Source organism: Solimonas sp. K1W22B-7, from assembly GCF_003428335.1.
Taxonomy (GTDB): Bacteria; Pseudomonadota; Gammaproteobacteria; order Nevskiales; family Nevskiaceae; genus Solimonas_A.
Genome location: NZ_CP031704.1, coordinates 269,813 through 295,439, shown reverse-complemented (window position 1 = coordinate 295,439; position 25,627 = coordinate 269,813). Strand labels below are relative to the sequence as shown.

The window sequence follows — 25,627 nt, the reverse complement described above, 5'->3', positions numbered from 1 at the left end:
ATGGTCTTGAAGGCAGGTGACAGCGGCGTGACGGGCTTTTTACAAACCCTACAGGGCCAGGCCGGCAAAGGCCTCATGCAGCCTGCCGTTGCTGGCCAGCACGGTGGTGGTCTCCAGGCCCACCGGCTGACCGTTGAGATCGGTAAAGATGCCGCCAGCCTCGCGCACGATCACCGTCAGCGCGGCGATGTCGAGGATGTTCACGTCCGATTCCACCACGGCGTCGATGCGGCCCGAGGCCAGCAGGTGGTAGTGGACGAAGTCGGCGTAGCCGCGGATGCGGTGCAGCTGCGGAATCAGGCGGCCCAGCTCGCTCCACTGCGGCGAACGCGCCAGGCGCGCCAGGTTGCCGGTGGACAACGTCGCCCTGGCCAGGGAGTCGATGCTGCTGACCTGCAGGCGCTCCTCGCCCAGCCAGGCGCCCTTGCCCTTCTCGGCCCACACCGTCTCGCCGGCCCCGCCGTTCCAGCAGGGTGCGCTGGACAGGCCGAGCACCAGCTCGCCTTTATGCATCAGCGCGATCTGGATCGAGAACATCGGGTAGCCGCGCACGAAGGCCTTGGTGCCGTCGATGGGGTCCACCAGCCACAGGTACTCGGCATCCTGGTTGGACTTGCCGGTTTCCTCGCCGAAGAAGCCGTGCTCCGGGAAGCGCGCCTGCAGCACCGCCTTGATGGCCTGCTCGGAGGCGACGTCGACCTCGGTCACCGGGCTGGCATCCGACTTGTACTGCACGTCGAAGTTGCCGCGGTAGGCCTTGCGGATGATCTCGGAGGCGACTTCGGCGGCCTCGAGGGCTGCACTCAGGAAAGGGCTGTTCATCGGCGAAAACGGGTCCAAAAAAGGGCGTCTGGGAGCTGATCCGCGCGCATGATACGGCCTCGGGCCCGTCCTGCGTATAATCCGCCCCGCTACAGGTTCCCCAGGGATGATCCCAGGGGTTAAACGGGAAGAGCGTGCAAAGCGCTCACTGCCCCCGCAACGGTAAGAGGTTCGGGACCGGCTCCACCGCCACTGTGCTCAGGCATGGGAAGGCCGCCGGTTCATCAAGCCTCGAGTCCGGAGACCGGCCTGCGGCGTCTGTATCCGTGGTCGCGGCGGGCGATCCATCGGTTGGCGTAGCCATGCCGGCACCACGGGCCATCTCCATGACAGGGGCTGTCGTCCGTGCGCAAGCGTCGTTTTCTTTCCTCCTGGTTGATCCGCGCAGCAGCGCCGGCCCTGCTGTGGCCGACGCTGCTGCGTGCCGGAGAAGACGCGGTCGCCCTGCCGCCGGTGGTGGTCGAGGCACCGGCCGTGGAGCTGCGCGACAGCGGTGTGGTCCTGCGCCTGCCGGTAGATCCGCTGGCCGCTGCCGATCTGTCCGAACTGCTGGCCACCCTGCCCGGCGTACAGGTGCGCAGTGCCGGCGGCATCGGCAGCTACAGCGAGGCCAGCCTGCGCGGCAGCAGCGGACGCCAGGTGCGCCTGCTGCTCGACGGCATGCCGCTGGACAGCGGCGGCGGCGAAGCGGCCTCGCTGTCGCTGGTCAATCCGCTGCTGCTGGAGGATGTCGAGGTCTACCAGGGCCGCGTCCCGGTCGGCCTGGGCAGTGGCCTGGCGGGCACCATCAACCTGCGCAGCCGCGACGTCTTGCCGGAGCCGGTGATCGGAACCGCTGCGATCGGCAGCCTGGGACAGCGCCAGCTGCATGCGGCCGCGCAGCTGGCGGAAACGCTGCAGCTGTCCGCCGGCACCCAGACCGCCGACAACGACTTCCTGTACCGCAATCCATTCAAGCCCTTCGATCCGACGGACCCGGAACGGCGCCGCCGCGAGCGGCGCCAGAACGCCGGCACCGAGCAGCACTACGGCCTGCTGCGCTACCGCGGTCCACTGGTGGTGACCGCGCACCTGGTGGACGACCTGCAGGAACTGCCGACGCGGCTCAATTCCCCCACTACCCGCACCGAACTGGGCACGCGCTCCTACGCGCTGGCCGTGGCGCTGCCGGAGGAGTCGAGCTGGCAGGGCGCCCTGTCTCACCGCGTGACGCGCGAACGCTACCGCGACCCGGCCAGCGAACTGGGCCTGGAGGCGCAGGACAGCCGCAGCGATACGCGGCGCAGCCTGCTGAGCCTGGGGCGCAGCCTTGGCCGTTTCGAGGACAGTTTCAGCGCCGAGCACACCGAGTACCTCACCGAAGATCTTTCCGGGGCAAAGCCCGACGCCAGCGCGCGGCGCCTGGTGCTGGGCAACGGCATCGAGTGGCATCGCGGCGAGAACTACCGCTTCAACGCCAGCCTTCGCACGGCCTGGTCGCGCGACGAATCCGCCGGCGACACCGACAGCGACTGGCAGATCGAACCGGCGCTGGGCCTGTCGCGCACGGTGGGTGCCTGCGTGGTCGCCGGCAACCTCGGCCAGCGCGAACGCCTGCCGACCTTCTTCGAGCGCTACGGCGACCGCGGACTTTTCAAGGGCAACCCGGCACTGCAGGAGGAACGCGCGAGCTACGCCGACGCCGGCGCGCGCTGCCGCTACCCCGGCGCACTGCGCCACCTGCAGCTGACCGTCTTCGGCCAGGACCTGCGCGACGCCATCAGCCCGACCTTCAACGCCCAGGGCATCGGCCGCTCGATCAATACGGAACAGGCACTGATCGCCGGCACCGAGCTGGCCGCCGGCGGCGACTGGAAGCACTGGGGCTGGCAGCTCGGCGGCACCTGGCAGCACACCGAGGACCGGAGCGACGTCCGCGCCACGCGCGGCAAGCAACTGCCCGGACGCTTCGAGACCCAGATCAATACCCGCATCGAGCGGCCATGGCGGGGACTGCGCTTCCACTACGCATTCAGATTCGAATCCGGGCAGTACTACGACAGCCCCAACCTGCTGAAGGCTTCCACGATGCAGCGCCATGACGTCGGCGTCGCCGGCGCATTGCGCCGGCTCGGCTGGTCGCTGCAGGGACTCAACCTCGGCGACGACAACTTCGAACAGTTCAACGGCTTCCCGACACCTGGCCGGCGCGTCGTGTTCGCGCTGAGCTGGCCTTCTCCCCTGAACGCATCCACAGACTCCAGGAGCACCCCATGAAACTGCAACACCTGCTACCCACGCTGCTGGTCCTCGGCCTCGCCGCCTGTTCCAACAATGACGGCGACGACGGCGCCCCGCTGGGCACCGATGCGGCGGTCATCTCGACGCGCGCGCCCGACTACAGCAGCGGCGCAGTATCCGTGGCCGAGCTGGCAACCCCGTTCGCGGCACAGAACAATCTCGCCGCCACCAATTCCGACATCATCGTGCGCGGCGCCGGCGACCACTACTTCCTGGTGGAGCGCGGCACCGGCTTCGTGAAGCGCTACTCCGCCACCGCTCCCGGCACGCAGGTCTACAGGTACTCGACCGAAACCGCTGCCGAACCGGGCAGCAACCCCCACGATATCGTCGTCGCCAGCCCGACCAAGGCCTATGTGCTGCGCTACGGCTCCGGCAAGGTCTGGATCGTCAATCCCTCGGCGGCGACGGAAGCCGCCTTCAAGATCGGCGAAATCGACCTGTCGGCCTACGATGCCGATGGCGTCCCCGAGATGGAGGACGGCCTGATCAAGAACGGCCGCCTGTACATCGCACTGCAGCGGCTCGAAAGCTTTGCCGCCAAGAAGAGCGGCTATGTCGCCGTGATCGACGTCGCCACCAACCTGGAGATCAACACCGGGGCCGGCGGCGCCACGCTCAAGGGCATCGAGCTGCCGCTGCGCAACCCCATGCGCCTGGTCTCCAACCCGGCCAATGGCGATATCCTGGTCTCGTCCGACGGCGGCTACGACAACTTCGCGCCGCTGTACGAGGGCGGCATCGCCCGCATCAACACCAGCACGTTCGCCACCACCCTGCTGGTGGACGATGGCACGGTAGCGGCGCACCCGCGCGGCCAGATCACGGACATGGACCTGGTCAGCGGTACGCGCGGCTACTTCATCGGCAGCACCGGCTTCGGCAACGACCAGACGCTGTATCGCTTCAACCCCGCCACCAGCGACGCCCCGGTGGCGGTCGCCGGCCTCGGCCCGGTCGGCCTGTCCGCGGTCTCCGCGGCGCCGGACGGCAACGTCTGGGTCGGCCGCACCGAGGGCGCCGCCCCCGGCATCACCGTGCTCGGCTTCGCCGCGGGCACCGAAACGGTGGTGAAGGCGCGCATCGACACCGTGCTGACGCCGATGAACATCGACTTCATCACCGTACCCACCGCGCCGTAGGCGCGGGATAGCAGACAGTCGTTGGTGGGCAGCAGGGGATGGGCATCCCCTGCTGCCTCCCACTACTATCTGCAAACCACTCTCTGCTCTCTGGAAAAAGATGGGACACCGACTCAGCAAGATCGTCACCCGCACCGGCGACAGCGGCACCACCGGCCTTGCCACCGGCGACCGCCTGCCCAAGGCGCATCAGCGCGTGCAGTCGATGGGCGACGTCGACGAACTGAACTGCCATATCGGCCTGCTGCGTACGCTGCCGCTGACCCCGGGCCTGGACGCCAGCCTGCAGCGCATCCAGCACGAACTGTTCAACCTCGGCGGCGAACTGGCCATGCCGGGCCACGCGCTGGTGACCGAGGCGCATGTCGAGAAGCTGGACGAGGAACTGACCGCGCTGAACGAACAGCTGCCGCCGCTGAAGGAATTCATCCTGCCGGGCGGTTCGCCGGCGACGGCGCAGGCGCACATGGCCCGCGCCGTGGCACGGCGTGCCGAGAGGGCACTGTGGGTGCTGCATGCGGCGGAGCCGCTGAGTCCGTATGCGATGCAGTATCTCAATCGCCTGTCGGATTACCTGTTCGTGATTGCGCGCACGCTGGGTCGGGCGCAGTCGGGACAGGAAGTGGGTTGGCAGCGGGTGTAGTCAGTTCGATTCAAACAGACCCCTCTTCCGCAAGGAAGAGGGGTTTTCTTTTTGCCAGGTCCAGCAACGTACGCAAAAGCTCAAAACCGATTCCTCTTCCGAAGTCTTGGTGAGCAAGGCGAATGCTTTTGACGTTCCGGGTTCCCTCGTAGCGGCGCCCGCACAGGGGTCGGGCGCAGGGTCGAGCCGGACAGGATGTCCGGCCGAGGACACGCAGGCCATGGATGGCCTGTGTTTCCGACCCGTCGCGACCGACCACTGGGCGGGGAACCCCGCTTCAGCGGGGCGCCGATACAAGGGTACGTTTTCTTTTGGTTACTTTTCTTTGTCGTATAACAAAGAAAAGTGACTCGCCCTTGGGCGAAATAAACCTCCAGAGAATCACCGCACCTGACCGGCCTCGTGGCCGGCACCACTGCTTTGGCTTCCATTTGAAAGTCCGCGCCCCTCACCCTAACCCTCTCCCCGTAACCGGGGAGAGGGAACCGATGAGGCGCGTCCCTCGATACACCGCTACGCGGCACTCGGGATGAACGGTCAGGTGGGGACTAACAAAAAGCCCTGGCGGCCAGGGCTTTTCGGAACAACGAGCAGTCGCGCCGCAGGCTCAGTTCGCGTCCATCTCCTGCTTCGGCAGATACACCGGCCTTGCCGTATCCAGCACCTTGCACAGCTCCTCCACGCCATCCAGCACCCGCGGCGACTGGCGCGTCAGCGTCGAAGCGTTCACCTCGTAGAGCTGCTTGTGCGCCACCGCCCGCACCAGCGGCCACTTCTTCCAGAAGTCGCGGATCTTGGTCGCCATGTCCTGGCGGCCGAACACGATCACGTCGGGGCTCGCCGCCAGCACCGACTCCACGTTGACCGGCCCCGCCAGCTGCCGCGCCCCGGAGAAGACATTGACGCCGCCGCAGAGCGTGATCGCCTCGCTGATCGGGCTGCGGTCGTTGAGCGTGAACATCGGGCTCACCTCAACCTGGTAGAACACCTTCAGCGGCACGCGGCCGCGGTACTCCTCGCGCAGCGCTGCCAGGCGCTTGCGGTAGGCCGCCGCCGCCTTGTCCGCCGCCGGCCGCGTGCCCAGCACCACGCCCAGCTGCTGCACCGCCGCGCCGATATCGTCGAGCTTGCGCACCGTCACCCAGCGCACCGGGATGCCGACCGCCTGCAGGCGCTGGATGAACTGCGGCGAGGTGCCGCCGCCCCAGGCCAGCACCAGGTCCGGACGCAGCGCCAGCAGCGCCTCGACATTGACCGTGAAGGCATCGCCGACCTGCGGCTTGCCGCGCGCACCGGGCTCGTCGGTGAAGCGCGCCACGCCCACCAGCTTGTCGCAGGCACCGGCAGCGCAGACCAGCTCGGCCAGGTGCGGCGCCAGGGTGACGACGCGCTCGGCGGCGGAGCAGACACCGGCGGGCAAGGCCAGCAGGAGGGCCAACAGAAGGCTGGGGCGGAATCGTTTCATCAGAACATGCTGCCGGTAGCGAACAGGGCAAAACAGGCGAGCAGGATCATCAGGGCGCGCCATTGCATGCGCAGCACCTCGTCCAGGCTCGCTTCCAGGGAAGCGGGCACCACCACGCGGCCGTCGGATTCCTCGGCGCGCATCGAAGCCGAGGAGACCTCGGCCAGCACGGCCCAGGTATGCGAACGCCAGCCGTGCTGGCGCTCGGCCAGCAGCTGGCGCCAGGTCTGCATGGCGTCGTCGAGGCTGCCGGCCATGCCGTAGAGCAGCGCGGTGATGCGCGCCGGCAGCCAGGCGCAGGCGCCGTGCAGCAGGTCGGCCAGGCGTGCGGCCGGGCTGTCGGGCACGGTCTCGCGCAGCAGGCGCGGCAGGCGGCTGAGGCAGCGGTACAGCACCGCGCCCACCGGGCCCAGCGCGAAGAACCACAGCAGCACCGCGAACAGTCGCTCGTGCGACTGGATGAACAGTGCGCCGAGCAGCGAGCGGTGTCCGGCATCCGGCTGCGGGCCGCGTTGCAGCGCGGCGGCCAGCTGCGTCGCCAGTTCGCCGTCGCCGGCTTCGCGTGCCTCCACCAGGCGATGCACGTCCTCGGCCAGGTCACGCGGCCCCAGGCACAGCAGCAGCACCAGCGACGACCAGGCCAGCTCGGCCAGCGGATGCGCGAACAGGGTGGTGCTCCACCAGACCAGCAGCAGCGGCGGCAGCAACAGCAGGGGCAGCGCCACCGGCGAGCGCCACAGCGGCATCCAGGGCAGCAGGCGCATCAGCGCCTGCACGTAGCCGAGGAACAGCAGCGGCCGCCCCCAGCCCGGGATCTGTCCGAGCAGGCGCTCCAGCATGAGGGCAATGAGAATACCGACCAGACTCATGCGCGCACTTTAACCCGGGAGCGCCGCCCGATACCCCGTCCAATCGAAGCAAGGGCCCGGATCGGTCTTGCGCCCGGGGGCGATATCGGAGTGCCCGGCGATGCGCTCGCGCGTCAGGCGGGGGTAGGCGGCCAGCAGCGCCCGCGTGACCCGGGCCAGGCGGGCGTACTGCTTCACGGTGAAGGGCTTGCTGTCGCAGCCCTCCATTTCGATGCCGATGGAGAAGTCGTTGCAGCGCTCGCGGCCGTCGAAGCGCGACACGCCGGCATGCCAGGCGCGGCGGCCGAAGGGCACGTACTGCGTCACCCGGCCGTCGCGGAAGATGCACAGGTGCGCCGACACGCGCAGGTTCTTGATCGTCTCGAAGTAGGGGTGGGCGGAGGGATCCAGCGTGTTGCTGAACAGCGCGTCGATCCAGGGGCCGCCGAAGCGGTCCGGCGGCAGGGAGATGTTGTGGATCACCAGCAGGCTGACGTCCTGCGGGTCGGGCCGTTCGTCCTGGTTGGGCGAAGGCAGCTGGCGGGCCCCGCGCAACAGGCCCTGCGGCAGCACGATGGCCGCGGAACCGTCCTGCCGTTGTGGTGTCGATGAACCGGGCACGCTATAACCGTTCGCAGAATTCCAGGGGATCCAAAAGTCATGAGAAAAGCGCTGTCCGTCGCGCTGGGCCTGCTGTTGTCGCAGGGCACCGCTTTCGCCGCCGCAGCCCCGCAGCCGGTCTTTCCGGAACTGCGCATTCCCTACCAGAAGCATATCCTGCCCAACGGCCTGACGCTGATCCTCCACGAGGACCACAAGGCACCGCTGGTCGCCGTGAATGTCTGGTACCACGTCGGCAGCAAGGACGAGCCGCCGGGCCGCCAGGGCTTCGCCCACCTGTTCGAGCACCTGATGTTCAACGGCTCGGAGCATTTCAACGACGAGTTCTTCCGGCCGCTGGCCGAAGCCGGCGCCACCAAGATCAACGGCACCACCTGGAACGACCGCACCACCTACTTCCAGAACGTGCCGACGCCGGCGCTGGACCGCGTGCTGTGGCTGGAGTCCGACCGCATGGGCCACCTGCTCGGCGCCGTCGACCAGGCCAAGCTCGACGAGCAGCGCGGCGTGGTCCTCAACGAAAAGCGCCAGGGCGAGAACCAGCCCTACGGCCGTGTCTGGGACGTGATCACCCGCGCGATCTACCCCGCCGGGCACCCCTACTCCTGGACCACCATCGGCTCGGAGAAGGACCTCAACGCGGCGACGCTGGAGGACGTGAAGGGCTGGTTCCGCACGCACTACGGCGCCGCCAATGCCACCCTGGTGGTGGCCGGCGACATCGACCCGGCCGAGGTGCTGAAGAAGGTGCAGCTGTACTTCGGCGACATCGCCCCCGGGCCGGTGCGCGAACGCGTCGCCGCCTGGCCGGCCAAGCGCCAGGGCGCCAAGCGCAGCGTGCTGCAGGACCGCGTGCCGCAGCCGCGCATCGTCAAGGTCTGGAACACCCCGGGCTTCTGCAGCGCCGACGCCACCCTGCTGGGCATGGCCGCGGCGATCCTGGCCGACGGCCGCACCAGCCGCCTGTACCAGCGCCTGGTGTACCGCGACCGCACGGCCACCTCGGTGTCCAGCTCGAGCTATCCCTTCGAGATCGCCGCGCCGATGACGCTGGATGCCTATGTGCAGCCCGGCGGCGACGCCGCCGTGGTGGATCGCGTGATGGAGGAGGAACTGGCGCGCTTCCTGCGCACCGGCCCCACCCCGCAGGAACTGCAGCGCGTGAAGACCCGCTACTTCGCCGCCGGCCTGCGCGGCCTGGAACAGATCGACGGCCGCAGCGGCAAGGCCGGCATGCTGGCCACCTACCAGGTCTATTGCGGCACGCCCGACGCCTATACCGAAGAGGCCGAGCGCGTACGCCGCGCCACCCCGGCCGAGGTGCTGAAGGCCGCGCGTGCGTGGCTCGACGACGGCGTCTTCACGCTGACCGTGGAGCCTTTCCCGGAATACCAGACCGCCAGCGAAGGCGCCGACCGCAAGCAGCTGCCCGACCGCGGCGAGGCCGCCCGCCTGCGGCTGCCGCCGCTGCAGCATTTCACGCTGTCCAACGGCCTGAAGGTTGCGCTGGCGGAGTATCCCTCGGCCCCGGTCGTGCAGCTGAGCCTGCTGGTCGATGCCGGCTACGCCGCCGACCTCGGCGGCACGCCGGGCACCGCGCGCCTGATGCTGGAAATGCTCGACGAAGGCACGCCCACGCGCGACGCGCTGGCGATCGCCGCCCGCAAGGAAAACCTCGGCGCCGAACTGGCGGCAATGGCCGACCTCGACAGCTTCCTGGTCGGCCTGAACGCCATCAGCGGCCGCCTGCCGGAATCGCTGGAGCTGTTCTCCGACGTGCTGCTGCACCCGGTGTTCCCGCAGAACGAACTGGAGCGCATCCGCAGGCAGATCATCGCCGCCGTGCAGCAGGAGAAGGCCCAGCCCGCCGGCATCGCCGGACGTCTCTACCCGCGCCTGCTCTACGGCGAGGGCCATGCCTACTCCGGCCCGCTCAGCGGCCTGGGCAACGAGGAACAGCTGGCGAAGCTGACGGTGGCCGACCTGCGCACTTTCTACGGCCGCTGGATGCGGCCCGACCTGGCGACCCTGCTGGTGGTCGGCGACACCAGCGAGGCCAGGATCCGGCCGCTGCTGGAGCAATATCTCGGCGCCTGGAAGGCGCCGGCCGAGGCGGCGCCGAAGAAGCAGCTGGCCGAAGTCGCCCTGCCGGCCCAACCGCGCGTGTTCCTGGTCAACCGCAGCGGCAGCCAGCAGTCCTACATCCTCGCCGCGCACCTGGCGCCGCCGCTGCGCGATCCGCAGGACATCCCCATGCGCCTGGCCGCCGATGCCTTCGGCGGCGACTTCCTGTCGCGCGTGAACCTCAACCTGCGCGAGGACAAGCACTGGAGCTACGGCGTGCGCAGCGACATGATGGCGACGCAGGCGCAGCGGCCCTTCGCCCTGCGCGCGCCGGTGCAGACCGACAAGACCGTGGAATCGCTGCGCGAGCTGCTGCGCGAGTACCAGGACATCACCGGCAAGCGTCCGCTGCAGGCGCAGGAAGTGCGCGACGCCCAGGACCGCACCGTGCGCCGCCTGCCCGGCAGCAACGAAACCTCCGGCGAGATCGCCTCGTCCTACGGCACGGTGCTGAAGTTCGGCCTGCCCGACAGCTACTGGAACGACCTGGTCGACAAGGTCGAGGCGCAGGACCCGGACAGCATCAACGCCGCCGCGCAGCGCCTGGTGCAGCCGCAGGCCCTGACCTGGCTGATCGTCGGCGACCTGGAGAAGATCGAGGCGGGGGTGCGCAAGCTGGGGTTGGGTGAGGTGACGGTGCTGGATGCGGACGGGCGCATCCTTCGCTGATGACTAAATGTCATCAGCGAAGGACGCGCGGGCGGCCATGGATGGCCGCCCCGGGGGTTATTCGAGTAGCTGCTGTCTCGCCATGGATGGCGCCACCTATCTTTCTCCCTCTCCCGCTGGCGGGAGAGGGCCGGGGTGAGGGTGGAGCCATCTACGAGTAGCGAGGTGCGTACCGCCACCGCACCACCCTCATCCCAACCTTCTCCCGCCAGCGGGAGAAGGAGACAAGAAGGGCCGCCTTCCAAGGCCTGGAGACCAGAAACAAAAAAGCCGCCGGCAATGCCGGCGGCTTTTTTTCCTGCAGCGGAAGCTTTACTCCATCTGGCCCAGCGGGCGCGAGAAGGTGAAGCGCGCCGGCTCGACGATCCAGCGCTGCGCCGGCGCCGAGGGCGGCTCGCCCTGGACGATCGACAGCGGCAGGTTCAGGACGAACAGGCCGACACCCAGCACCGTGGCGACGGCACCCAGGGGGCGCACGACCACCAGATCCACGGCCATCGAACCGGCCGACGGCGTAGTACCTGCGTCCTCGCGGTATTCATCGGCCTGCGCCAGGTTGGCGCTCAGGGCGAGAACGGCGGCGACAGCAACGTGAGACAGTTTCATGACTTTCCCCCAGCCTCGAATTCCATGTAGCGTCAGCAGCTTAGGCGGCGCTTCGAAAGCTGTCAATCAAGTTGGGGCCTGTTAACGCCCTGGCCGTCGCTGCGACGGAGACCGTTTTGGCGCAGGGCTATGTCCCGGCACGCGCCGTGTACTCAATGTACATCAGCGGGTCGGGACGCCGCCATGCGCCAAAACGGTCCCGCCCTCCGGGTGCCCCCGTCTTTGCGGCCACGCTGTGTTGCTCGTCAGTTGCTTGGAACCACCAAGCGCCTTCCTCGCGTCGTGCCTGGCCGCAAATACGGGGGCATCGCAGCGACGGCCAGGGCGTTAACAGGCCCCCGACTCTACAATCGGGCATGGACACGCTTTACCTTGCCGCCGACCCGATCGAGGCCGAAATCCTGCGGGAGTACCTGGCCGCGCACGGTATTGCCTGCAGCGTGCTGGGCAGCGGCCTGTGGAGCGGCCGGGGCGAACTGGGCGCCGATATCTACCCCCGTCTGTGCCTGCAGGACGAGCGCGACCGCCCCCAGGCCGAAACCCTGCTGCGCCAGTACGAGCACCGCCGCCACTCCCACGCCGAATGGCGCTGTGGCTGCGGCGAGGCCTCGCCGGTGAGCTTCGAGACCTGCTGGCAATGCGGGGAGCCACGGCCGGCATGATCCACCTGGCCCTGTACCAGCCGGAAATTCCCCCGAACACCGGCAACCTGATCCGCCTCTGCGCCAACAGCGGCGCCCGGCTGCACCTGATCCACCCGCTGGGCTTCCGCACCGACGACGCCTCGCTGCGCCGGGCCGGCCTGGACTATGCGGAATACGTGCAGATGCGCCACCACGACGACTGGGCCGCCTTTCGCGCGGCCCTGCCCGGCTCGCGGATCCTGGCCTTCACCACGCGCGGAAAGCAGCGCTACGACCGGGTGGAATACCGCGAGGACGACGTGCTGCTGTTCGGCCCGGAGTCGCGGGGGCTGCCCGCAGAGCTCATCGAGGAACTGCCGGAAGAACAGCGCATTTACCTGCCGATGCGTCCCAACAACCGCAGCCTCAACCTGTCCAACGCCGCGTCGATCGCGGTGTTCGAGGCCTGGCGACAGATGGGGTTCAGCGGGGCGAAAGAGCTTTAACTCCCCTCGCCCGCTTGCGGGAGAGGGTGGCCCGCAGGGCCGGCGAGGGGATGGATCCCCGAGGTAGGGCAACGCATGGAGCAGTTGCCGAGAGAGGGTTTCTGTAAAACTCGCGCTTAGCGGCTACTGCAAGACTTGCAGACACCCTCTCCCCTACCCCTCTCCCGCAAGCGGGCGAGGGGGAACGGACGCAATCACTCGAGTTCCGCCCGCGCCGGCCGCGTCGCCAGCTGCATCACCGCCTGCACCGGGGTGATCTCGCCCTGGATCACGGCGTTGATGGCCTCGGTGATCGGCATTTCCACGCCCAGGCGGCGCGCCAGGCGCGCCACTTCGGGGGCGGCGCGCACGCCTTCCACCACCTGCTGGATCTCCTGGATCGCCTCGGGCACGGTCTTGCCCTGGGCCAGCAGCAGGCCCATGCGGCGGTTGCGCGACTGGTTGTCGGTGCAGGTCAGCACCAGGTCGCCCATGCCGGCCAGGCCCATCAGGGTCTCGGGCTTGCCGCCCAGGGCCTTGCCCAGGCGCATCATCTCGGCCAGGGCGCGGGTGATCATGCCGGCGCGGGTGTTGGCGCCCAGGTTCAGGCCGTCGGCGATGCCGACGCCGATCGCCATCACGTTCTTGGCCGCGCCGCCGATCTCGACGCCGGCGAAATCCTCGGACGAATAGGCGCGGAAGCCGTCGCCATGCAGGCGGCCCACCAGCCGGCGGGTGAAGACCTCGTCCTGCGCGGCGATGGTCACCGCCGTCGGCAGGCCGATGCCCAGCTCCTTGGCGAAGGTGGGGCCCGAGATCACCGCGATGGGATAGCTGGCGCCGACCACGTCGAGGATCACCTCGTGCACCAGCCGGCCGGTGTTGGGCTCCAGGCCCTTGCAGGCGCAGGCGATGCCCTGCCCCGGCTTGAGCAGCGGCTTGATGCTTTCCAGGGTCTCGCGCAGCGCGTAGCTGGGCGTGGAGATCAGCAGGTCTTCGCTGTCGCGCACCGCGGCGGCGAGGTCCGACAGGGCGGTCATCCGCGCCGGGAAATGGCAGCCGGGGAGGTACTGCGCGTTCTCGCGCGCCGCCTCCATCGTCGCCATCTTGTCGGCGTTGCGGCCCCAGAGAAAGGTCTCGGAACCGCGCCGCGCCAGGTGCACCGCCAGGGCGGTGCCGAAGGAGCCGGCACCCAGGACCGCGATGGGCCCGGCCGCCGCTTCCTTAGTGGGTTGCGGCTGCGGCTCCATGCGCCTCCGCCTGCGGACGGGCAGCCTTCTGCTGGTGCTCCAGGTAGAGCGCCTCGAAATTGATCGGCTGCAGCAGCAGCTGCGGGAAACCGCCGCGCTGCACCAGGTCGGCGATGGAATCGCGGGCGAAGGGGAACACCTGGCCCGGGCAGAAGGCGCCGAGCACGGCGTGCTTCTCGACCGCGTTGTCGAAGCCGCGCACGACGAAGATGCCGGCCTGGTGGACCTCGGCCAGGAAGGCGACGTCCTCGCCGAGCTTGGCGGTGACGGTCACCGACAGCATCAGCTGGTAGTGGTCCTGCGGCAGGGTCTTGAGCTCGGTGTTGACCTGCACGTCCAGCTGCGGCTGCCACTGGCGGGTGAACACGTCGGGCGCCAGCGGGACTTCCAGCGAGGCGTCCTTGAGGTAGATCTTCTGCAGCAGTACCTGGCGCGCAGGAGCTGCGCCGGGGGTGGCGGCGTTGGGGGTGGTTTCTTCGGTCATGATTTGGGGTCTTTGAGCAGCGGGTCGAGTTTGCCCGCGTGGTCGAGGGCGGACAAGTCATCAAAGCCGCCGACATGGGTTTCGCCGACAAAAATCTGCGGCACGGTACGGCGGCCGCTGATGCGCATCATCTCTTCGCGCACCCCGGGATTTTCATCGACGCGGATTTCTTCGTAGCAGACGCCCTTGGACTGAAGGAGCCGCTTGGCCATCACGCAGAACGGGCAGACCCGCGTGGTGTACATGCGCACCGGCTTCATCTCGGCGTCCCTGGTTATTTCGCGGTAACCGGCAGGCTGTTCATCAGCCAGGCGTTGATGCCGCCGCGCATCGGGTAGACCTCGGCGTAACCCTGCTGGCGCAGCTTGTCGGCGATGGCGCTGCCCATGGTGCCCAGGGCGCAGTAGAGCAGCACCGGGCGGCTCTTGTCCTTGAACTGGCCGGCGTACTCGTCGAACTTGGCGAAGGGCGCGTTGACCGCGTTGAGCAGGTGGCCGCGCTTGAAGTCGGCCGACGTGCGCAGATCGACGATCACCGGGTCGCGGTCGTTGATGAAGCGCACCGCCTCCAGCGCGGTCAGCCGCTTGCCGCCGGCAAGATTGCCGTGAACCTCGTTGGCGACGAGGAGGAGAACGACCACCGCCAGGGCCACAAACAGCCCGAGGTGGTTCTGCGCAAAGGAAATAAACTGATCCATGCCGCTTCAAACCCATTCCGGTGAGGCACAACTACGTCCTATCATTATCGCATGATCCGTCCGCTCCTCGCGCTTGCCCTACTGTTGCCGGCCGCTGTCGGCTGGGCGAACCCCGACGAGGACGCTGCCCCCCCGGGGGGCGACCCGCGCCTGGAGGAGGTCCGCGGCCGCATCGAGGAGCTGCAGGGCGAGATCGAGGGCAACAAGAGCCGCGAGGACGCCCTGCGCCGCGACGTCGAGACGGTGGAAAAGAAGATCACGGTGGCCCAGACCGAGATCAACCTGCTGCGCCGCAAGGAGCAGACCCAGCTGGCCCGGGTGCGCCGCGCCCAGGGCGAGCTGGACGAGGCCGAGCGCCAGCTCGACGGCCAGAAGAAGGCCCTGGCGGCCCAGGTCCGGGCGGCCTACATCATCGGCCAGAACGCCGCCGCCCGGCTGCTGCTGAATCTCAGCGACGTGCAGAAACTGGACCGGATGGTCACCTACTACGACTACCTGGCCCGGGCGCGCGCCAACCGCATGCGCGGCATGCTGGCCCACGCCGACAAGCTGCGCGCGCTGCGCGACAAGCTCGACGACGAGGCCGAGACCCTGGCCGGCCTGCGCACCGAGCAGCAGGCGGCGCTGGCGCGCCAGCAGGGCCTGCGCAGCAACCGCTCGAGCCAGCTGAGCCAGCTGCAGGCCAAGCTGGGCGACCAGGAAACCCAGCTCAACCAGCTGCGCGACACCGAACGCGAGGTCAAGCGCACCCTGGAGTCGATCCAGCGCGCCCTGCGCGACGTGGCGCCGGAGCCGGCCAGGCCGCAGCCCAGGGACGAGCCCGCCACTCCCCGCGGTCCCGAGCAGTTCAGCGACCGCCCCTTCCCGGCCCAGAAGGGCAAGCTGGCCTGGCCGATCCGCGGCCCGCTGCTGGCCGCCTTCGGCCAGCCCAAGGCCGGCGGCCGCCTGGCCTGGAACGGCAACTGGATCGGCGCCGACGCCGGCGCCCCGGTGCGGGCGGTCTCGGCCGGCCGGGTGGTCTATACCGGCTGGATGCAGCGCTACGGCCTGATCGTGATCCTGGAGCATGAAGGCGGTTTCTTCACGCTCTACGGCCACAACCAGAGCGTCACCCACAGCGCCGGCGACCTGGTCCGTGCCGGCGAGGTGATCGCCCAGGCCGGCAACACCGGCGGCCACGAGCAGCCGGGGGTCTATTTCGAGGTGCGCCGCGGCACCCTGGCACTGGACCCGAGGCTGTGGCTGAGCCGCTGAAACAGCCCGCGACGGCCTTGTGATATCGTCGCTTCCACGCTTGAAACTCCCCTCTCGAACCATGCTCAAGACATATCGCACGCCGCTGGTGCTCGCGGCCGGCATCGCCATTGGCACCGGCATCACGCTGACCCAGGGCGTCCTCGCCGACAAGGCGGCGGCCAAGCCGGAACCGCTGCCGTTCCGCGACCTGCAGACCTTCGTCGAAATCCTCAACCGGGTGAAGAGCGACTACGTCGAGCCGGTGGACGACAAGACCCTGCTCGAGAACGCCGTGCGCGGCATGCTCGCGGGCCTGGATCCGCACTCGGCCTACCTGGACGAGAAGGAATTCAAGGACATCAACATCAGCACCACCGGCAAGTTCGGCGGGCTGGGCATCGAAGTGCAGATGCAGAACGGCTTCGTGCGCGTGGTGTCGCCGATCGACGACACGCCGGCCTTCAAGGCCGGCATCCAGCCGGGCGACCTGATCATCAAGATCGACGAGGTCTCGGTGAAGGGCCTGAGCCTGGCCGAGGCGGTCGAGAAGATGCGCGGCGACCCGGGCACCAAGGTGACCCTGACGATCGCCCGCGAGGGCGCCAACGCCCCGGTGATCGTCGACCTGACGCGCGCCGAGATCAAGGTCGCCAGCGTCAAGAGCAAGCTGCTCGAGTCCGGCATGGGCTACATCCGCATCAGCAGCTTCACCACCGAGACCGGCGGTGCGCTGGAGCGCGAGATGGCCAAGCTCAAGAAGGACAACGAGGGCGAACTCAAGGGCCTGGTGCTGGACCTGCGCAACAACCCCGGCGGCGTGCTCGACGCCGCGGTCAAGGTCAGCGACGCCTTCCTCGAGAAGGGCCCGGTGGTCAGCATCAAGGGCCGCGAGCTGGCCAGCGCCCGCGAATTCGACGCGCGCCCCGGCGACCTGATCAACGGCGCCCCGATCGTGGTGATGATCAACGGCGGCTCGGCCTCGGCCTCGGAGATCGTGGCCGGCGCGCTGCAGGACCAGAAGCGCGCGGTGGTGGTGGGTTCCAAGAGCTTCGGCAAGGGCTCGGTGCAGACCATCATGCCGCTGCAGAGCGACGCCGCGATCAAGCTGACCACGGCACGCTACTACACGCCCAATGGCCGCTCGATCCAGGGCGAGGGCATCGAGCCCGACATCGTCATCCGCCAGCTCAAGGTGGCCAAGGACGAACAGCAGGCCGCCTTCGAAGGTATCGAGGAAGCGGACCTCAAGGGCAGCCTGTCCAACGACAAGGTCAAGAAGAAGGACAAGGAAGCGGCCCTGAAGGACAAGGAAGTCAAAGCCAAGGAGGCGAAGGACGCCGAGCAGCTGGCCGAGAGCGACTACTCGCTCTACGAGGCCCTGAACCTGCTCAAGGGTCTGGTCATCGCCCGCTCGCGTTGAGCCCGGCGATGTCGCAGGGGCGCCGCATCCTCGGCGCCCTGCTGTTGTCCACGTCTCCCTGGATCGCCGGCGCGCAAGCGCCGGCGATCAGCATCATCGTCGACGACCTCGGTGACCGCTGGCAGGAAAGCCGCGAAGCGGCGGAACTGCCTGGTCCCGTCGCCTGCGCGCTGCTGCCGGAATCCCCGCATACCGCGCAGGTCGCCGCACTGGCCCAGGCGCGCGGCAAGGAGATCCTGCTGCACCTGCCGCTGCAACCCGGCCAGGGCCGCGGCCACCCCCTGACGATCCTGGACAGCGCCAGCCCGCAGCAGCGCGAGGCCCTGCTGCAGCGGGCGCTGGCGGCGGTGCCGCAGGCGGTGGGCGTCAACAACCACCAGGGCAGCCGCCTGACCAGCGAGGCCGAGCCGATGCGCTGGCTGATGCAGGCGCTGCAGCAGCGCGGCTTGTATTTCGTCGACAGCCGCACCAGCGCCGCGACCCAGGCCGAGGCGCATGCCTGGCAGCAGGACCTGCCGACCACGCGGCGCCAGGTGTTCCTCGACAACAGCCGCGGCGCGGCAGCGGTGCGCGCGGAGTGGCAGCGCCTGCTGGCACTGGCGCGCAAGAACGGCAGCGCGCTGGCGATCGGCCATCCCTATCCGGAAACCCTGGCGCTGCTGAAGAGCGAGATCCCCAAACTGCAGGCGCAAGGTATCCGCCTGGTGGCGCCATCGGCGCTGATCCGCGAGCAGGGCACCTCGCGGCAACTGCGGGTGGCGGCCAAGCCGTTGCGTTTGAGCGTGGGGCTGGAAGAGCCGGAACATGATCCGGCCCGCGCGGTGATCGAGGCGGCGCAGGCGGCCGCGGAGCCGGGCGAGCCGGCGGCGGCTCCCGTGACGGACGCCACGGGGCAGTAACTCTCCCACCTAGTCGCGAGCAGGCTCGCGACTAGGTGGTGCCCGCGCGTAGGCCTCGCCTCAGCGCCGGCCGCGCCAGGCCATCAGCGCCGCCACCGCGCCCAGCAGCCAGGCCAGCGACGGCACGCCCGCCAGCTGCGGCTGCGCCTGCGGCGCCAGCACGTAGACCAGCACGCCGCCCAGCAGGCAGGCGCCGGCCAGCACGGCGTGGCGGCTACGGCGGCCGGACAGCTCGATCTCGGCACGCAGCGCCTGCAGTTCGCGCCGCCCAGGGCCACCCAGGCCCTCGCCCTTCTGCAGCTGCCGCAGCGCGTGGTGCGCCAGCTCCGGCAGCGACTCGGTCAGCCCCGGGATCTCACGGCGCATGCGCTCCAGCGCGGCGCGCGGGCCGAGGCGCTGGCGCATCCAGTCTTCCATGATCGGCTTGGCGGTCTTCCACAGGTCCAGCTCGGGGTTGAGCTGGCGGCCCAGGCCCTCGACCTGCAGCAGCGTCTTCTGCAGCAGCACCAGCTGCGGCTGCACCTGGTAGTTGAAGCGCCGCGCCACCTGGAACAGGCGCATCAGGAAGAAGCCGAAGGAGATGTCCTTGATCGGCCGCATGAAGATCGGCTCGCAGATCGTGCGGATCGCGGCCTCGAACTCCTCGACGCGGGTGTCCGCCGGAATCCACTCGCTCTCGACGTGCAACTCCGCCACGCGGCGGTAGTCGCGGTTGAAGAAGGCGTAGAAGTTCTCGGCCAGGTAGCGCTGGTCGGCCGGCGTCAGCGTGCCGACGATGCCGAAGTCCACCGCCAGGTAGCTCGGCTTCCTCGGGTTGCTGGCGTCCACGAAGATGTTGCCGGGGTGCATGTCGGCGTGGAAGAAATTGTCGCGGAAGGTCTGCTTGAAGAAGATCTCCACGCCGCGCTCGGACAGCGCCTCGAAGTCCACGCCCAGTGCGCGCAGGCGGTCCATCTCGCGGATCGAGATGCCGAAGATGCGCTCCATCGTCAGCACGCTGGTGCGCGTCTGGTCCCAGAACACCAGCGGGTGGTAGATCAGCTCCGAGCCCAGCCAGTTGCGGCGCAGCAGCGCGCAGGACGCGCCCTCGCGCATCAGGTCCAGCTCGTCGTACAGCACCTTCTCGTATTCCACCACGGTTTCGCGCGGCCGCAGGCGCCGCGCCAGCGGCGAGAAGCGTTCGGCCAGCGCCGCCAGCGTGTGCAGCAGCTGCACGTCGCTGTCGATCTTGTCGCGGATGCCGGGGCGGATGACCTTGACCACCACCTGCAGGCCGGGCTCGCCCGGCACCGCCGGGAACAGCCGCGCCGCATGCACCTGCGCCACCGAGGCCGAGGCCATCGGCACCACGTCGAACTCGGCGTAGATCTGCGCGATCGGCTTGCCCAGCTCGGCTTCGATGATGGCCTGCGCCACCTCGCCGGGGAACGGCGGCACGCGATCCTGCAGCTTGGCCAGCTCGATGGCGATGTCGGCCGGCACGATGTCCGGACGCGTCGACAGGGCCTGGCCGAACTTGATGAAGACCGCGCCCAGTTCCTCCAGCGCCATGCGGATGCGCTCGCCGCGCGGGCGCGGATCGCGGTCCTTCTCACCCTTGAGGATGGCGCGCAGCTGGTAGCGGCGCATGACCTGCTGGATCTGCCACAGGCGGCGCAGGCGCACGAAGTTCATCGCGCACCCTCTTCGAGACGGCGCAGGCGCGCTTCCAGGCGGTCGGTGCCGCTGCGCAGGTCTTCCACCGCGTTGATCCACTCCTCGACGTCGGCCGCACGCGCCAGGTCGCGGGTTTCCTCGCGCAGGTACTCGGCGGTGTCCAGGCCCAGGGTGGCGGCGGTCTGCCGGCCCCAGCCGAACAGCTTCTGCACGCCCTGCACCAGGCGGTGCGCGGCGGCATCGCCGACGACCTTGGCCGCCAGCTCCTCGGGATCGAAGCCGGCCTGGGCCAGCAGCTGGTTGAAGCGGGTCAGCAGCTCGGTATCGCCGTCCACGCGCAAGCCCTGCGGCACGCCGGCCTCGCCCTGGGTGACCTGCCAGGCCAGGCGCATCAGCGTGGTCAGGCCGCCGGCGACGCGCACGTCGGGCTCGGCCGCCATGTCGTCCAGCACACGCACCCCGCCCTCGCAGAACTCGATGTAGAAGCTCCAGCCCGGGCCTTCCACGTCCAGCGCGATCACGCGGCCGGCCAGGCGGCCGCACTCGGCGGCCACCGCCGGCTCCAGGCGCAGCGTGCGGTTGAGCGCCACCTCGACGGCGGCGCAGAGCAGCGGCGGCGCCCTCATTCCAGGCGGAAGCCGCGATGCACGGCGACGATGCCGCCGGTCATGTTGTAGATCTGCACGCGCTCCAGGCCGGCGGTCTGCATCATGCCCTTGAGCGTCTCCTGGTCCGGGTGCATGCGGATGGATTCGGCCAGGTAGCGGTAGGAGTCGGCGTCACGCGCCACCAGCTGGCCCATCAGCGGCAGCAGGCGGAAGGAGTACTGGTCGTAGACCTTGCCCAGCAGCTGGCTCTGCGGCTTGGAGAATTCCAGCACCAGCAGGCGGCCTCCGGGCTTGAGGCAGCGCTTCATCGAGCGCAGCGCGGCGTCCTTGTCGGTGACGTTGCGCAGGCCGAAGCTGATGGTGATGCAGTCGAAGGAGCCTTCGGCGAAGGGCAGCTTCTCGGCATTGGCCTGCACCAGGGGCACGCCGACCACGCCGCGGTCGGCCAGGGCGCGGCGGCCCTCGCCCAGCATGGCGGCGTTGATGTCGGTCAGGATCACCTGGCCCCGCGGCCCGGCCAGGCGGGCGAACTCGCGGGTCAGGTCGCCAGTGCCGCCGGCCACGTCGAGCACGCGCTCGCCCGGGCGCACGCCGGCCAGGTCGATCGCGAAGCGCTTCCAGATGCGGTGGACGCCGAACGACATCAGGTCGTTCATGATGTCGTAGCTGCCGGCCACCGAGGTGAATACCCCCGCCACCCGCTTCTGCTTCTCGGCGGTAGGCACGTCCTGGAACCCGAAATGGGTGGTACCGGACGGATTGCCGTCCTTCTGGGGCGGTTTGTTCTCGGACGACATGGCAGCACTCGGGACGGCAGGCGGGCATTGTAGCGGCAAGCCGGCCAGGGCCTGCTAGCACTGCCGCGGCCGCAGGCCCCGGCACCGTTCGTCGCCGCCGGGCGACCGCCTGCCCGCGGCGGCTACAGGCGGGCCGGTGCCGGCCGCTATGCCCACCATGAAGCCGTCCCTGCCCAAAGACGCCCCGCCCAGAGACGCGCCGGCGGCTGCCGTGACGCCCGCCGAGGCCGGTGCCGGCAACGGCTGGGAGCAGCGCTTCCGCGCCATCTTCAACTCCATGTTCCAGTTCATCGGCCTGCTGGAGCCCGACGGCCGCCTGATCGAGATCAACGAGACGGCGCTGGATTTCGCCGGCGTCACGGCCTCCGAGGTGGCGGGCCAGCCGTTCTGGAAGACCGCCTGGTGGCAGACCCACATGGACGCCCGCCAGCAGCTGCGCAAGGCGATCCAGCGCGCCGCCGCCGGCGAGTTCGTGCGCTACGAAACCGAGCTCAAGGGACTCAACGGCCGCCTGCTGGCGATCGACTTCTCGATCAAGGCGGTGCGCGATGCCACCGGCCAGGTCACCATGCTGATCGCCGAGGGCCGCGACATCAGCGGCCGCCGCGACGCCGAGATCGCCCTGCGCGAAAGCGAGACCCTGTTCCGCCACACCTTCGACAATGCCCCGATCGGCATCGCCCTGGTGGCGCCGGACGGACGCTGGCTGGTGGTCAACCGCGCGCTGCCGCGCATCGTCGGCTACAGCGAGCGCGAACTGCTGGCCATGAGCTTCCAGGACATCACCCACCCGGAAGACCTCGACAGCGACATGGCCCTGCTGGAGCAGACGCTGGCCGGCAAGCGCGACGGCTACACGATGGACAAGCGCTACATCCACAAGAACGGCCACGTCGTCGACATCCAGCTCGACGTCTCGCTCAAGCGCGACCCGCAGGGCCGGCCGCAGTTCTTCATTTCGCAGATCCAGGACATCTCGGAGCGCAAGCGCTACGAGGACTCGCTGACCCACGAGGCGCATCACGACGCGCTCACCGGCCTGCCCAACCGCCGCTACTTCGAGGACGTGCTCGACGAGCGCCTCTACAGCAGCGGCATGGGCCGGCGCCGCCAGACCCTGCTGTACCTGGACCTGGACCGCTTCAAGCTGATCAACGACACCTGCAGCCACCAGGCCGGCGACCGCGTGCTGCGCGAGCTGAGCCGCCTGCTCAACGACCGCCTGCGCCACGGCGACGTGCTGGCGCGCCTGGGCGGCGACGAGTTCGCGGTGATCGCCGACTGTGCCGGGCCCGAGGAGGCGCTGCGCCTGGCCAACAGCCTGATCCAGGTGGTGGGCACCTACCGCCTGGTCTGGGAGGACCGCCAGTTCCAGCTGGGCCTGTCGATCGGCATCGCCCTGGCCGACGATCTCACGCGCAGCAGCGTGGAGCTGCTCAAGCGCGCCGATACCGCCTGCTACATCGCCAAGCAGCGCGGCCGTAACCGCGCGCAGGTCTACCAGCAGACCGACGAGGAAGTGCGCCAGGCGCACAACGACATGGACTGGGCCTCCAAGCTGGAACAGGCCCTGGACGAAGACCGCATGCAGCTGCATGCGCAGAAGATCGTGGCGCTGGACGGCCGCCGCAATCCGGGCCTGGAAGTGCTGATCCGCCTGCGCGAAGCCGGTGGCGGCCTGATCTATCCCGGCGCCTTCATCCCGGCGGCGATCCGTTTCGGCCTGGCCGGCAAGCTGGACCGCTGGATCGTGCAGAAGACGCTGTCCTACCTGCAGCAGCGCGACCGCGGTGGCGACGTCGGCGGCATGGGCGGCTACTCCTACCTCACGCTGAACCTGTCCGGCAGCAGCATCGCCGACCCGGACTTCCGCCCGCTGCTGCTCGACACGCTGAAAGAGACCGAGGCCAACCCGGCACGCATCTGCTTCGAGATCACCGAGGCCACCGCCTTCGGCCGCCAGCCGGCGGCCAAGGAGCTGCTGGAGGATCTGCGCGAGCGCGGCCACCGCATCCTGCTCGATGACTTCGGCAGCGGCTTCACCTCGTTCGAATGCCTCAAGTCACTGCAGGTGGACGGCATCAAGGTGGACCAGAGCTACACCCGCGATCTGGTGCACGACCTGGTCAACCAGACCATCGTGCAGTCGATCTGCAAGATCGGCCAGTGCCTCAACCTGGAAGTGATCGCCGAGGGCGTGGAAGACCAGGCGACGCTGCAGGCGCTGACCCAGCTGGGCGTGCGCAATGCACAGGGGCATCTGTTCCACGTGGCATCGCCGCTGCAGCAGTTGCTGGATCAGCCGGTGACGCTGTTCTGAAGCGCACACCGAACCCGTAGGAGCGGCTGTTGGCTTAACTCGGACTGACATTGAGTCAGTCCTCGCCGAGGCCAACAGCTAGCCGCGAACGCCGTCAATCATGATGACCGGCGTTCGCGGCTAACAGCCGCTCCTACAAAAGCCGTCTAGCTGCCCTGCGGCGGCACATACTTCTTCACCAGCGCCGCCAGCTTGGTCACGTCGCGGTCGCGCGACATGCCGATCTCGGCGAGGCGCTGCTCGTAGCGCGCCCAGTTCTTGCCGTGGTCCGTCGCCAGCTCGTGCAGCACTTTCCAGGAGTACAGCCCGGTGTCGTGGCCGTCGTCGAACACCAGGCGCACGGCGTACTGGCCCACCGGCTCGACGCGGGCAATGTTCACCTCGCGCCGGCCGCCGATCAGCATCGGTTCGTCCAGGCCGTGGCCGCGCAGCTCCGCGCTGGGCGAGAACACGCGCAGGTATTCGCAGGGCAGCTGGTGACGGCTGCCGTCGGCAAAGGCCACTTCCAGCAGCCGCGAGCCGCGGTGCAGCTTCAGCGCGGTGACGCGCGGCGCGGGCTGCTCGTTCACAGGATGTAGCGCGACAGGTCTTCGTCGGCGGCCAGCTTGCCGAGCTTGCCGTCGACATAGGCGGCGTCCACCGTCAGCGTGCTGCCGGACTTGTCCGGCGCGTCGAAGGCGACCTCCTCCATCAGCCGCTCCAGCACCGTATGCAGGCGGCGCGCCCCGATGTTCTCGGTGCTCTCGTTGACCTGGTAGGCGATCGCCGCGATGCGCTGCAGGCCGTCGGCGGTGAAGTTCACCGTGACGCCCTCGGTCGCCATCAGCGCGCGGTACTGCTCGGTCAGCGAGAAGTTGGGCTCGGTCAGGATGCGCAGGAAATCCTCGGTCTTCAGCGCGTCCAGCTCGACGCGGATCGGCAGGCGGCCCTGCAGCTCCGGGATCAGGTCCGAGGGCTTGGACAGGTGGAAGGCGCCCGAGGCGATGAACAGGATGTGGTCGGTGCGCACGCTGCCGTACTTGGTGGTGACGGTGCTGCCCTCGATCAGCGGCAGCAGGTCGCGCTGCACGCCCTCGCGCGAGACATCCGCGCCGGCGTACTCGCCGCGTTTGGCGACCTTGTCGATCTCGTCGATGAAGACGATGCCGTTCTCCTCGACGTTGCGCAGCGCCTCGGCCTTGATCGCTTCCTCGTCCACCAGCTTGGCGGCCTCTTCGTCGACCAGTTGCGTCAACGCCTCGCGGATCTTCATCTTCTTGGAGCGCTGCTTGGCCTGGCCCATGCCGGCGAACAGCGACTGCAGCTGCTGGGTCATGTCCTCCATGCCCGGCGGGCCCATCAGCTGCACGTTGGGCGGCAGGCTGCTGAGCTTGATCTCGATCTCGGTGTCGTCGAGCTTGCCTTCGCGCAGCTGCTTGCGGAACACCTGGCGCGCGGCGCCATTCTCGTTCTGCCGCTGCGCGCTGGGCTCGCCGAAGTCCTTGGGCGGCGGCAGCAATGCGTCGAGCACGCGCTCCTCGGCGGCCAGCTCGGCCTTGTCGCGCAGGCGCTGCGTGGCCAGGTCGCGGGTCTGCTTGATGGCAGCATCGACCAGGTCGCGGATGATGCTGTCCACATCCTTGCCGACGTAGCCCACCTCGGTGAACTTGGTCGCCTCCACCTTGATGAAGGGCGCGTTGGCGAGCTTGGCCAGGCGCCGCGCGATCTCGGTCTTGCCGACGCCGGTGGGGCCGATCATCAGGATGTTCTTGGGGTGGATCTCGGAGCGCATCTGGCCGTCCACCTGCTGCCGGCGCCAGCGGTTGCGCAGCGCGACGGCGACCGCGCGCTTGGCGGCGGACTGGCCGACGATGTGGCGGTCGAGTTCGGCGACGATTTCACGCGGCGTCATGTTGGTCGCCGCACCGGGGGTCTGTGTGTTCATGGTGCTCC

General features: G+C 68.8%; 24 protein-coding genes and 1 riboswitch. Of the genes, 10 read left to right on the top strand and 14 right to left on the bottom strand.

Features of this window, described 5'->3' with window-relative positions:
• Window positions 1-48 precede the first annotated feature (48 nt).
• Window positions 49-822 carry an inositol monophosphatase family protein gene (locus tag D0B54_RS01435; protein WP_117288506.1) on the bottom strand — a complete coding sequence of 258 codons (774 nt, stop codon included), beginning with the start codon at window positions 820-822 and terminating at the stop codon, window positions 49-51.
• 76 nt (window positions 823-898) lie between these two features.
• Window positions 899-1,089: riboswitch (cobalamin riboswitch) on the top strand.
• 78 nt (window positions 1,090-1,167) lie between these two features.
• Here D0B54_RS01435 and D0B54_RS01430 point away from each other — a divergent pair.
• The 3 genes from D0B54_RS01430 to D0B54_RS01420 all read left to right on the top strand — a co-directional run bounded on the left by D0B54_RS01430 (window position 1,168) and on the right by D0B54_RS01420 (window position 4,887).
• The gene (locus D0B54_RS01430; protein WP_162932128.1) at window positions 1,168-3,078 is read left to right on the top strand and encodes a TonB-dependent receptor plug domain-containing protein; all 1,911 of its coding nucleotides are present in this window, start codon (window positions 1,168-1,170) and stop codon (window positions 3,076-3,078) included.
• Window positions 3,075-4,244 carry a hypothetical protein gene (locus D0B54_RS01425; RefSeq protein WP_117288502.1) on the top strand — a complete coding sequence of 390 codons (1,170 nt, stop codon included), beginning with the start codon at window positions 3,075-3,077 and terminating at the stop codon, window positions 4,242-4,244. The genes D0B54_RS01430 and D0B54_RS01425 overlap by 4 nt, the downstream gene beginning before the upstream one ends.
• Before the next feature lie 100 nt (window positions 4,245-4,344).
• Window positions 4,345-4,887, top strand: a complete 543-nt coding sequence (locus D0B54_RS01420) for a cob(I)yrinic acid a,c-diamide adenosyltransferase (protein ID WP_117288500.1) — start codon at window positions 4,345-4,347, stop codon at window positions 4,885-4,887.
• Between the two features lie 607 nt (window positions 4,888-5,494).
• Here the strand turns inward: D0B54_RS01420 and D0B54_RS01415 are convergent.
• Genes D0B54_RS01415 through ampD form a run of 3 tightly spaced genes read right to left on the bottom strand, consistent with a single transcriptional unit; the run spans window position 5,495 to window position 7,776 of the window.
• Entirely contained in the window at window positions 5,495-6,352 is an 858-nt protein-coding gene (locus D0B54_RS01415) for a cobalamin-binding protein (protein ID WP_117288498.1), read from the bottom strand.
• Window positions 6,352-7,221, bottom strand: a complete 870-nt coding sequence (ampE, locus tag D0B54_RS01410) for a regulatory signaling modulator protein AmpE (protein WP_117288496.1) — start codon at window positions 7,219-7,221, stop codon at window positions 6,352-6,354. The genes D0B54_RS01415 and ampE overlap by 1 nt, the downstream gene beginning before the upstream one ends.
• 9 nt (window positions 7,222-7,230) lie before the next feature.
• Window positions 7,231-7,776, bottom strand: coding sequence for a 1,6-anhydro-N-acetylmuramyl-L-alanine amidase AmpD (ampD, locus tag D0B54_RS01405; protein WP_117294961.1), 546 nt, complete (start codon window positions 7,774-7,776; stop codon window positions 7,231-7,233).
• Between the two features lie 84 nt (window positions 7,777-7,860).
• Between ampD and D0B54_RS01400 the strand changes: the two genes are divergently transcribed.
• Window positions 7,861-10,614, top strand: coding sequence for a M16 family metallopeptidase (locus D0B54_RS01400; protein WP_117288494.1), 2,754 nt, complete (start codon window positions 7,861-7,863; stop codon window positions 10,612-10,614).
• A 312-nt stretch (window positions 10,615-10,926) separates the two neighbouring features.
• Here the strand turns inward: D0B54_RS01400 and D0B54_RS01395 are convergent, their stop codons facing one another.
• Window positions 10,927-11,220, bottom strand: coding sequence for a hypothetical protein (locus D0B54_RS01395; protein WP_117288492.1), 294 nt, complete (start codon window positions 11,218-11,220; stop codon window positions 10,927-10,929).
• A 356-nt stretch (window positions 11,221-11,576) separates the two neighbouring features.
• On the opposite strand from D0B54_RS01395, the gene D0B54_RS24075 reads away from it, so the two are divergent.
• Both D0B54_RS24075 and D0B54_RS01385 read left to right on the top strand, forming a co-directional pair.
• The gene (locus D0B54_RS24075) at window positions 11,577-11,882 is read left to right on the top strand and encodes a putative signal transducing protein (protein WP_162932126.1); all 306 of its coding nucleotides are present in this window, start codon (window positions 11,577-11,579) and stop codon (window positions 11,880-11,882) included.
• The gene (locus D0B54_RS01385) at window positions 11,879-12,349 is read left to right on the top strand and encodes a tRNA (cytidine(34)-2'-O)-methyltransferase (RefSeq protein WP_117294959.1); all 471 of its coding nucleotides are present in this window, start codon (window positions 11,879-11,881) and stop codon (window positions 12,347-12,349) included. Before D0B54_RS24075 ends, D0B54_RS01385 begins: the two co-directional genes overlap by 4 nt.
• 194 nt (window positions 12,350-12,543) lie before the next feature.
• On the opposite strand, the gene D0B54_RS01380 is transcribed toward D0B54_RS01385, so the two are convergent.
• Genes D0B54_RS01380 through D0B54_RS01365 form a run of 4 tightly spaced genes read right to left on the bottom strand, consistent with a single transcriptional unit; the run spans window position 12,544 to window position 14,759 of the window.
• Window positions 12,544-13,578 (bottom strand): NAD(P)H-dependent glycerol-3-phosphate dehydrogenase, encoded by a 1,035-nt coding sequence (locus D0B54_RS01380; protein WP_117288488.1) that lies wholly within the window; start codon window positions 13,576-13,578, stop codon window positions 12,544-12,546.
• Window positions 13,553-14,062 carry a protein-export chaperone SecB gene (gene secB, locus D0B54_RS01375; RefSeq protein WP_117288486.1) on the bottom strand — a complete coding sequence of 170 codons (510 nt, stop codon included), beginning with the start codon at window positions 14,060-14,062 and terminating at the stop codon, window positions 13,553-13,555. Before secB ends, D0B54_RS01380 begins: the two co-directional genes overlap by 26 nt.
• Window positions 14,059-14,322, bottom strand: coding sequence for a glutaredoxin 3 (gene grxC, locus D0B54_RS01370; RefSeq protein WP_117288484.1), 264 nt, complete (start codon window positions 14,320-14,322; stop codon window positions 14,059-14,061). The genes secB and grxC overlap by 4 nt, the downstream gene beginning before the upstream one ends.
• A 14-nt stretch (window positions 14,323-14,336) precedes the next feature.
• Window positions 14,337-14,759: a rhodanese-like domain-containing protein gene (locus tag D0B54_RS01365; protein WP_117288482.1), complete on the bottom strand. Its 423-nt coding sequence runs from the start codon at window positions 14,757-14,759 to the stop codon at window positions 14,337-14,339.
• A 51-nt stretch (window positions 14,760-14,810) separates the two neighbouring features.
• Here D0B54_RS01365 and D0B54_RS01360 point away from each other — a divergent pair, with 51 nt between their 5' ends.
• From D0B54_RS01360 to D0B54_RS01350, 3 genes are all read left to right on the top strand, one after another.
• Window positions 14,811-16,013, top strand: a complete 1,203-nt coding sequence (locus D0B54_RS01360) for a murein hydrolase activator EnvC family protein (RefSeq protein WP_117288480.1) — start codon at window positions 14,811-14,813, stop codon at window positions 16,011-16,013.
• A 61-nt stretch (window positions 16,014-16,074) separates the two neighbouring features.
• Entirely contained in the window at window positions 16,075-17,415 is a 1,341-nt protein-coding gene (locus tag D0B54_RS01355) for a S41 family peptidase (RefSeq protein ID WP_117288478.1), read from the top strand.
• An 8-nt stretch (window positions 17,416-17,423) separates the two neighbouring features.
• A complete protein-coding gene (locus tag D0B54_RS01350) occupies window positions 17,424-18,314 on the top strand; it encodes a divergent polysaccharide deacetylase family protein (protein ID WP_117288476.1) in 891 nt (296 codons plus the stop codon).
• Window positions 18,315-18,374: 60 nt separating this feature from the next.
• Here the strand turns inward: D0B54_RS01350 and ubiB are convergent, their stop codons facing one another.
• From ubiB to ubiE, 3 genes are read right to left on the bottom strand one after another with little or no spacing between them, the layout of a single operon-like run.
• Complete coding sequence (ubiB, locus tag D0B54_RS01345; protein WP_117288474.1) at window positions 18,375-19,988, bottom strand: ubiquinone biosynthesis regulatory protein kinase UbiB; 1,614 nt, start codon at window positions 19,986-19,988, stop codon at window positions 18,375-18,377.
• Complete coding sequence (locus D0B54_RS01340; RefSeq protein ID WP_117288472.1) at window positions 19,985-20,596, bottom strand: ubiquinone biosynthesis accessory factor UbiJ; 612 nt, start codon at window positions 20,594-20,596, stop codon at window positions 19,985-19,987. The genes ubiB and D0B54_RS01340 overlap by 4 nt, the downstream gene beginning before the upstream one ends.
• The gene (gene ubiE / locus D0B54_RS01335; protein WP_117288470.1) at window positions 20,593-21,375 is read right to left on the bottom strand and encodes a bifunctional demethylmenaquinone methyltransferase/2-methoxy-6-polyprenyl-1,4-benzoquinol methylase UbiE; all 783 of its coding nucleotides are present in this window, start codon (window positions 21,373-21,375) and stop codon (window positions 20,593-20,595) included. The genes D0B54_RS01340 and ubiE overlap by 4 nt, the downstream gene beginning before the upstream one ends.
• Before the next feature lie 211 nt (window positions 21,376-21,586).
• Between ubiE and D0B54_RS01330 the strand changes: the two genes are divergently transcribed.
• The gene (locus D0B54_RS01330) at window positions 21,587-23,695 is read left to right on the top strand and encodes a putative bifunctional diguanylate cyclase/phosphodiesterase (RefSeq protein ID WP_162932125.1); all 2,109 of its coding nucleotides are present in this window, start codon (window positions 21,587-21,589) and stop codon (window positions 23,693-23,695) included.
• Window positions 23,696-23,841: 146 nt separating this feature from the next.
• Here the strand turns inward: D0B54_RS01330 and D0B54_RS01325 are convergent, their stop codons facing one another.
• Complete coding sequence (locus D0B54_RS01325) at window positions 23,842-24,264, bottom strand: gamma-butyrobetaine hydroxylase-like domain-containing protein (protein ID WP_117288467.1); 423 nt, start codon at window positions 24,262-24,264, stop codon at window positions 23,842-23,844.
• Window positions 24,261-25,619 (bottom strand): ATP-dependent protease ATPase subunit HslU, encoded by a 1,359-nt coding sequence (gene hslU / locus D0B54_RS01320; protein ID WP_117288464.1) that lies wholly within the window; start codon window positions 25,617-25,619, stop codon window positions 24,261-24,263. Before hslU ends, D0B54_RS01325 begins: the two co-directional genes overlap by 4 nt.
• Window positions 25,620-25,627: the final 8 nt, after the last annotated feature.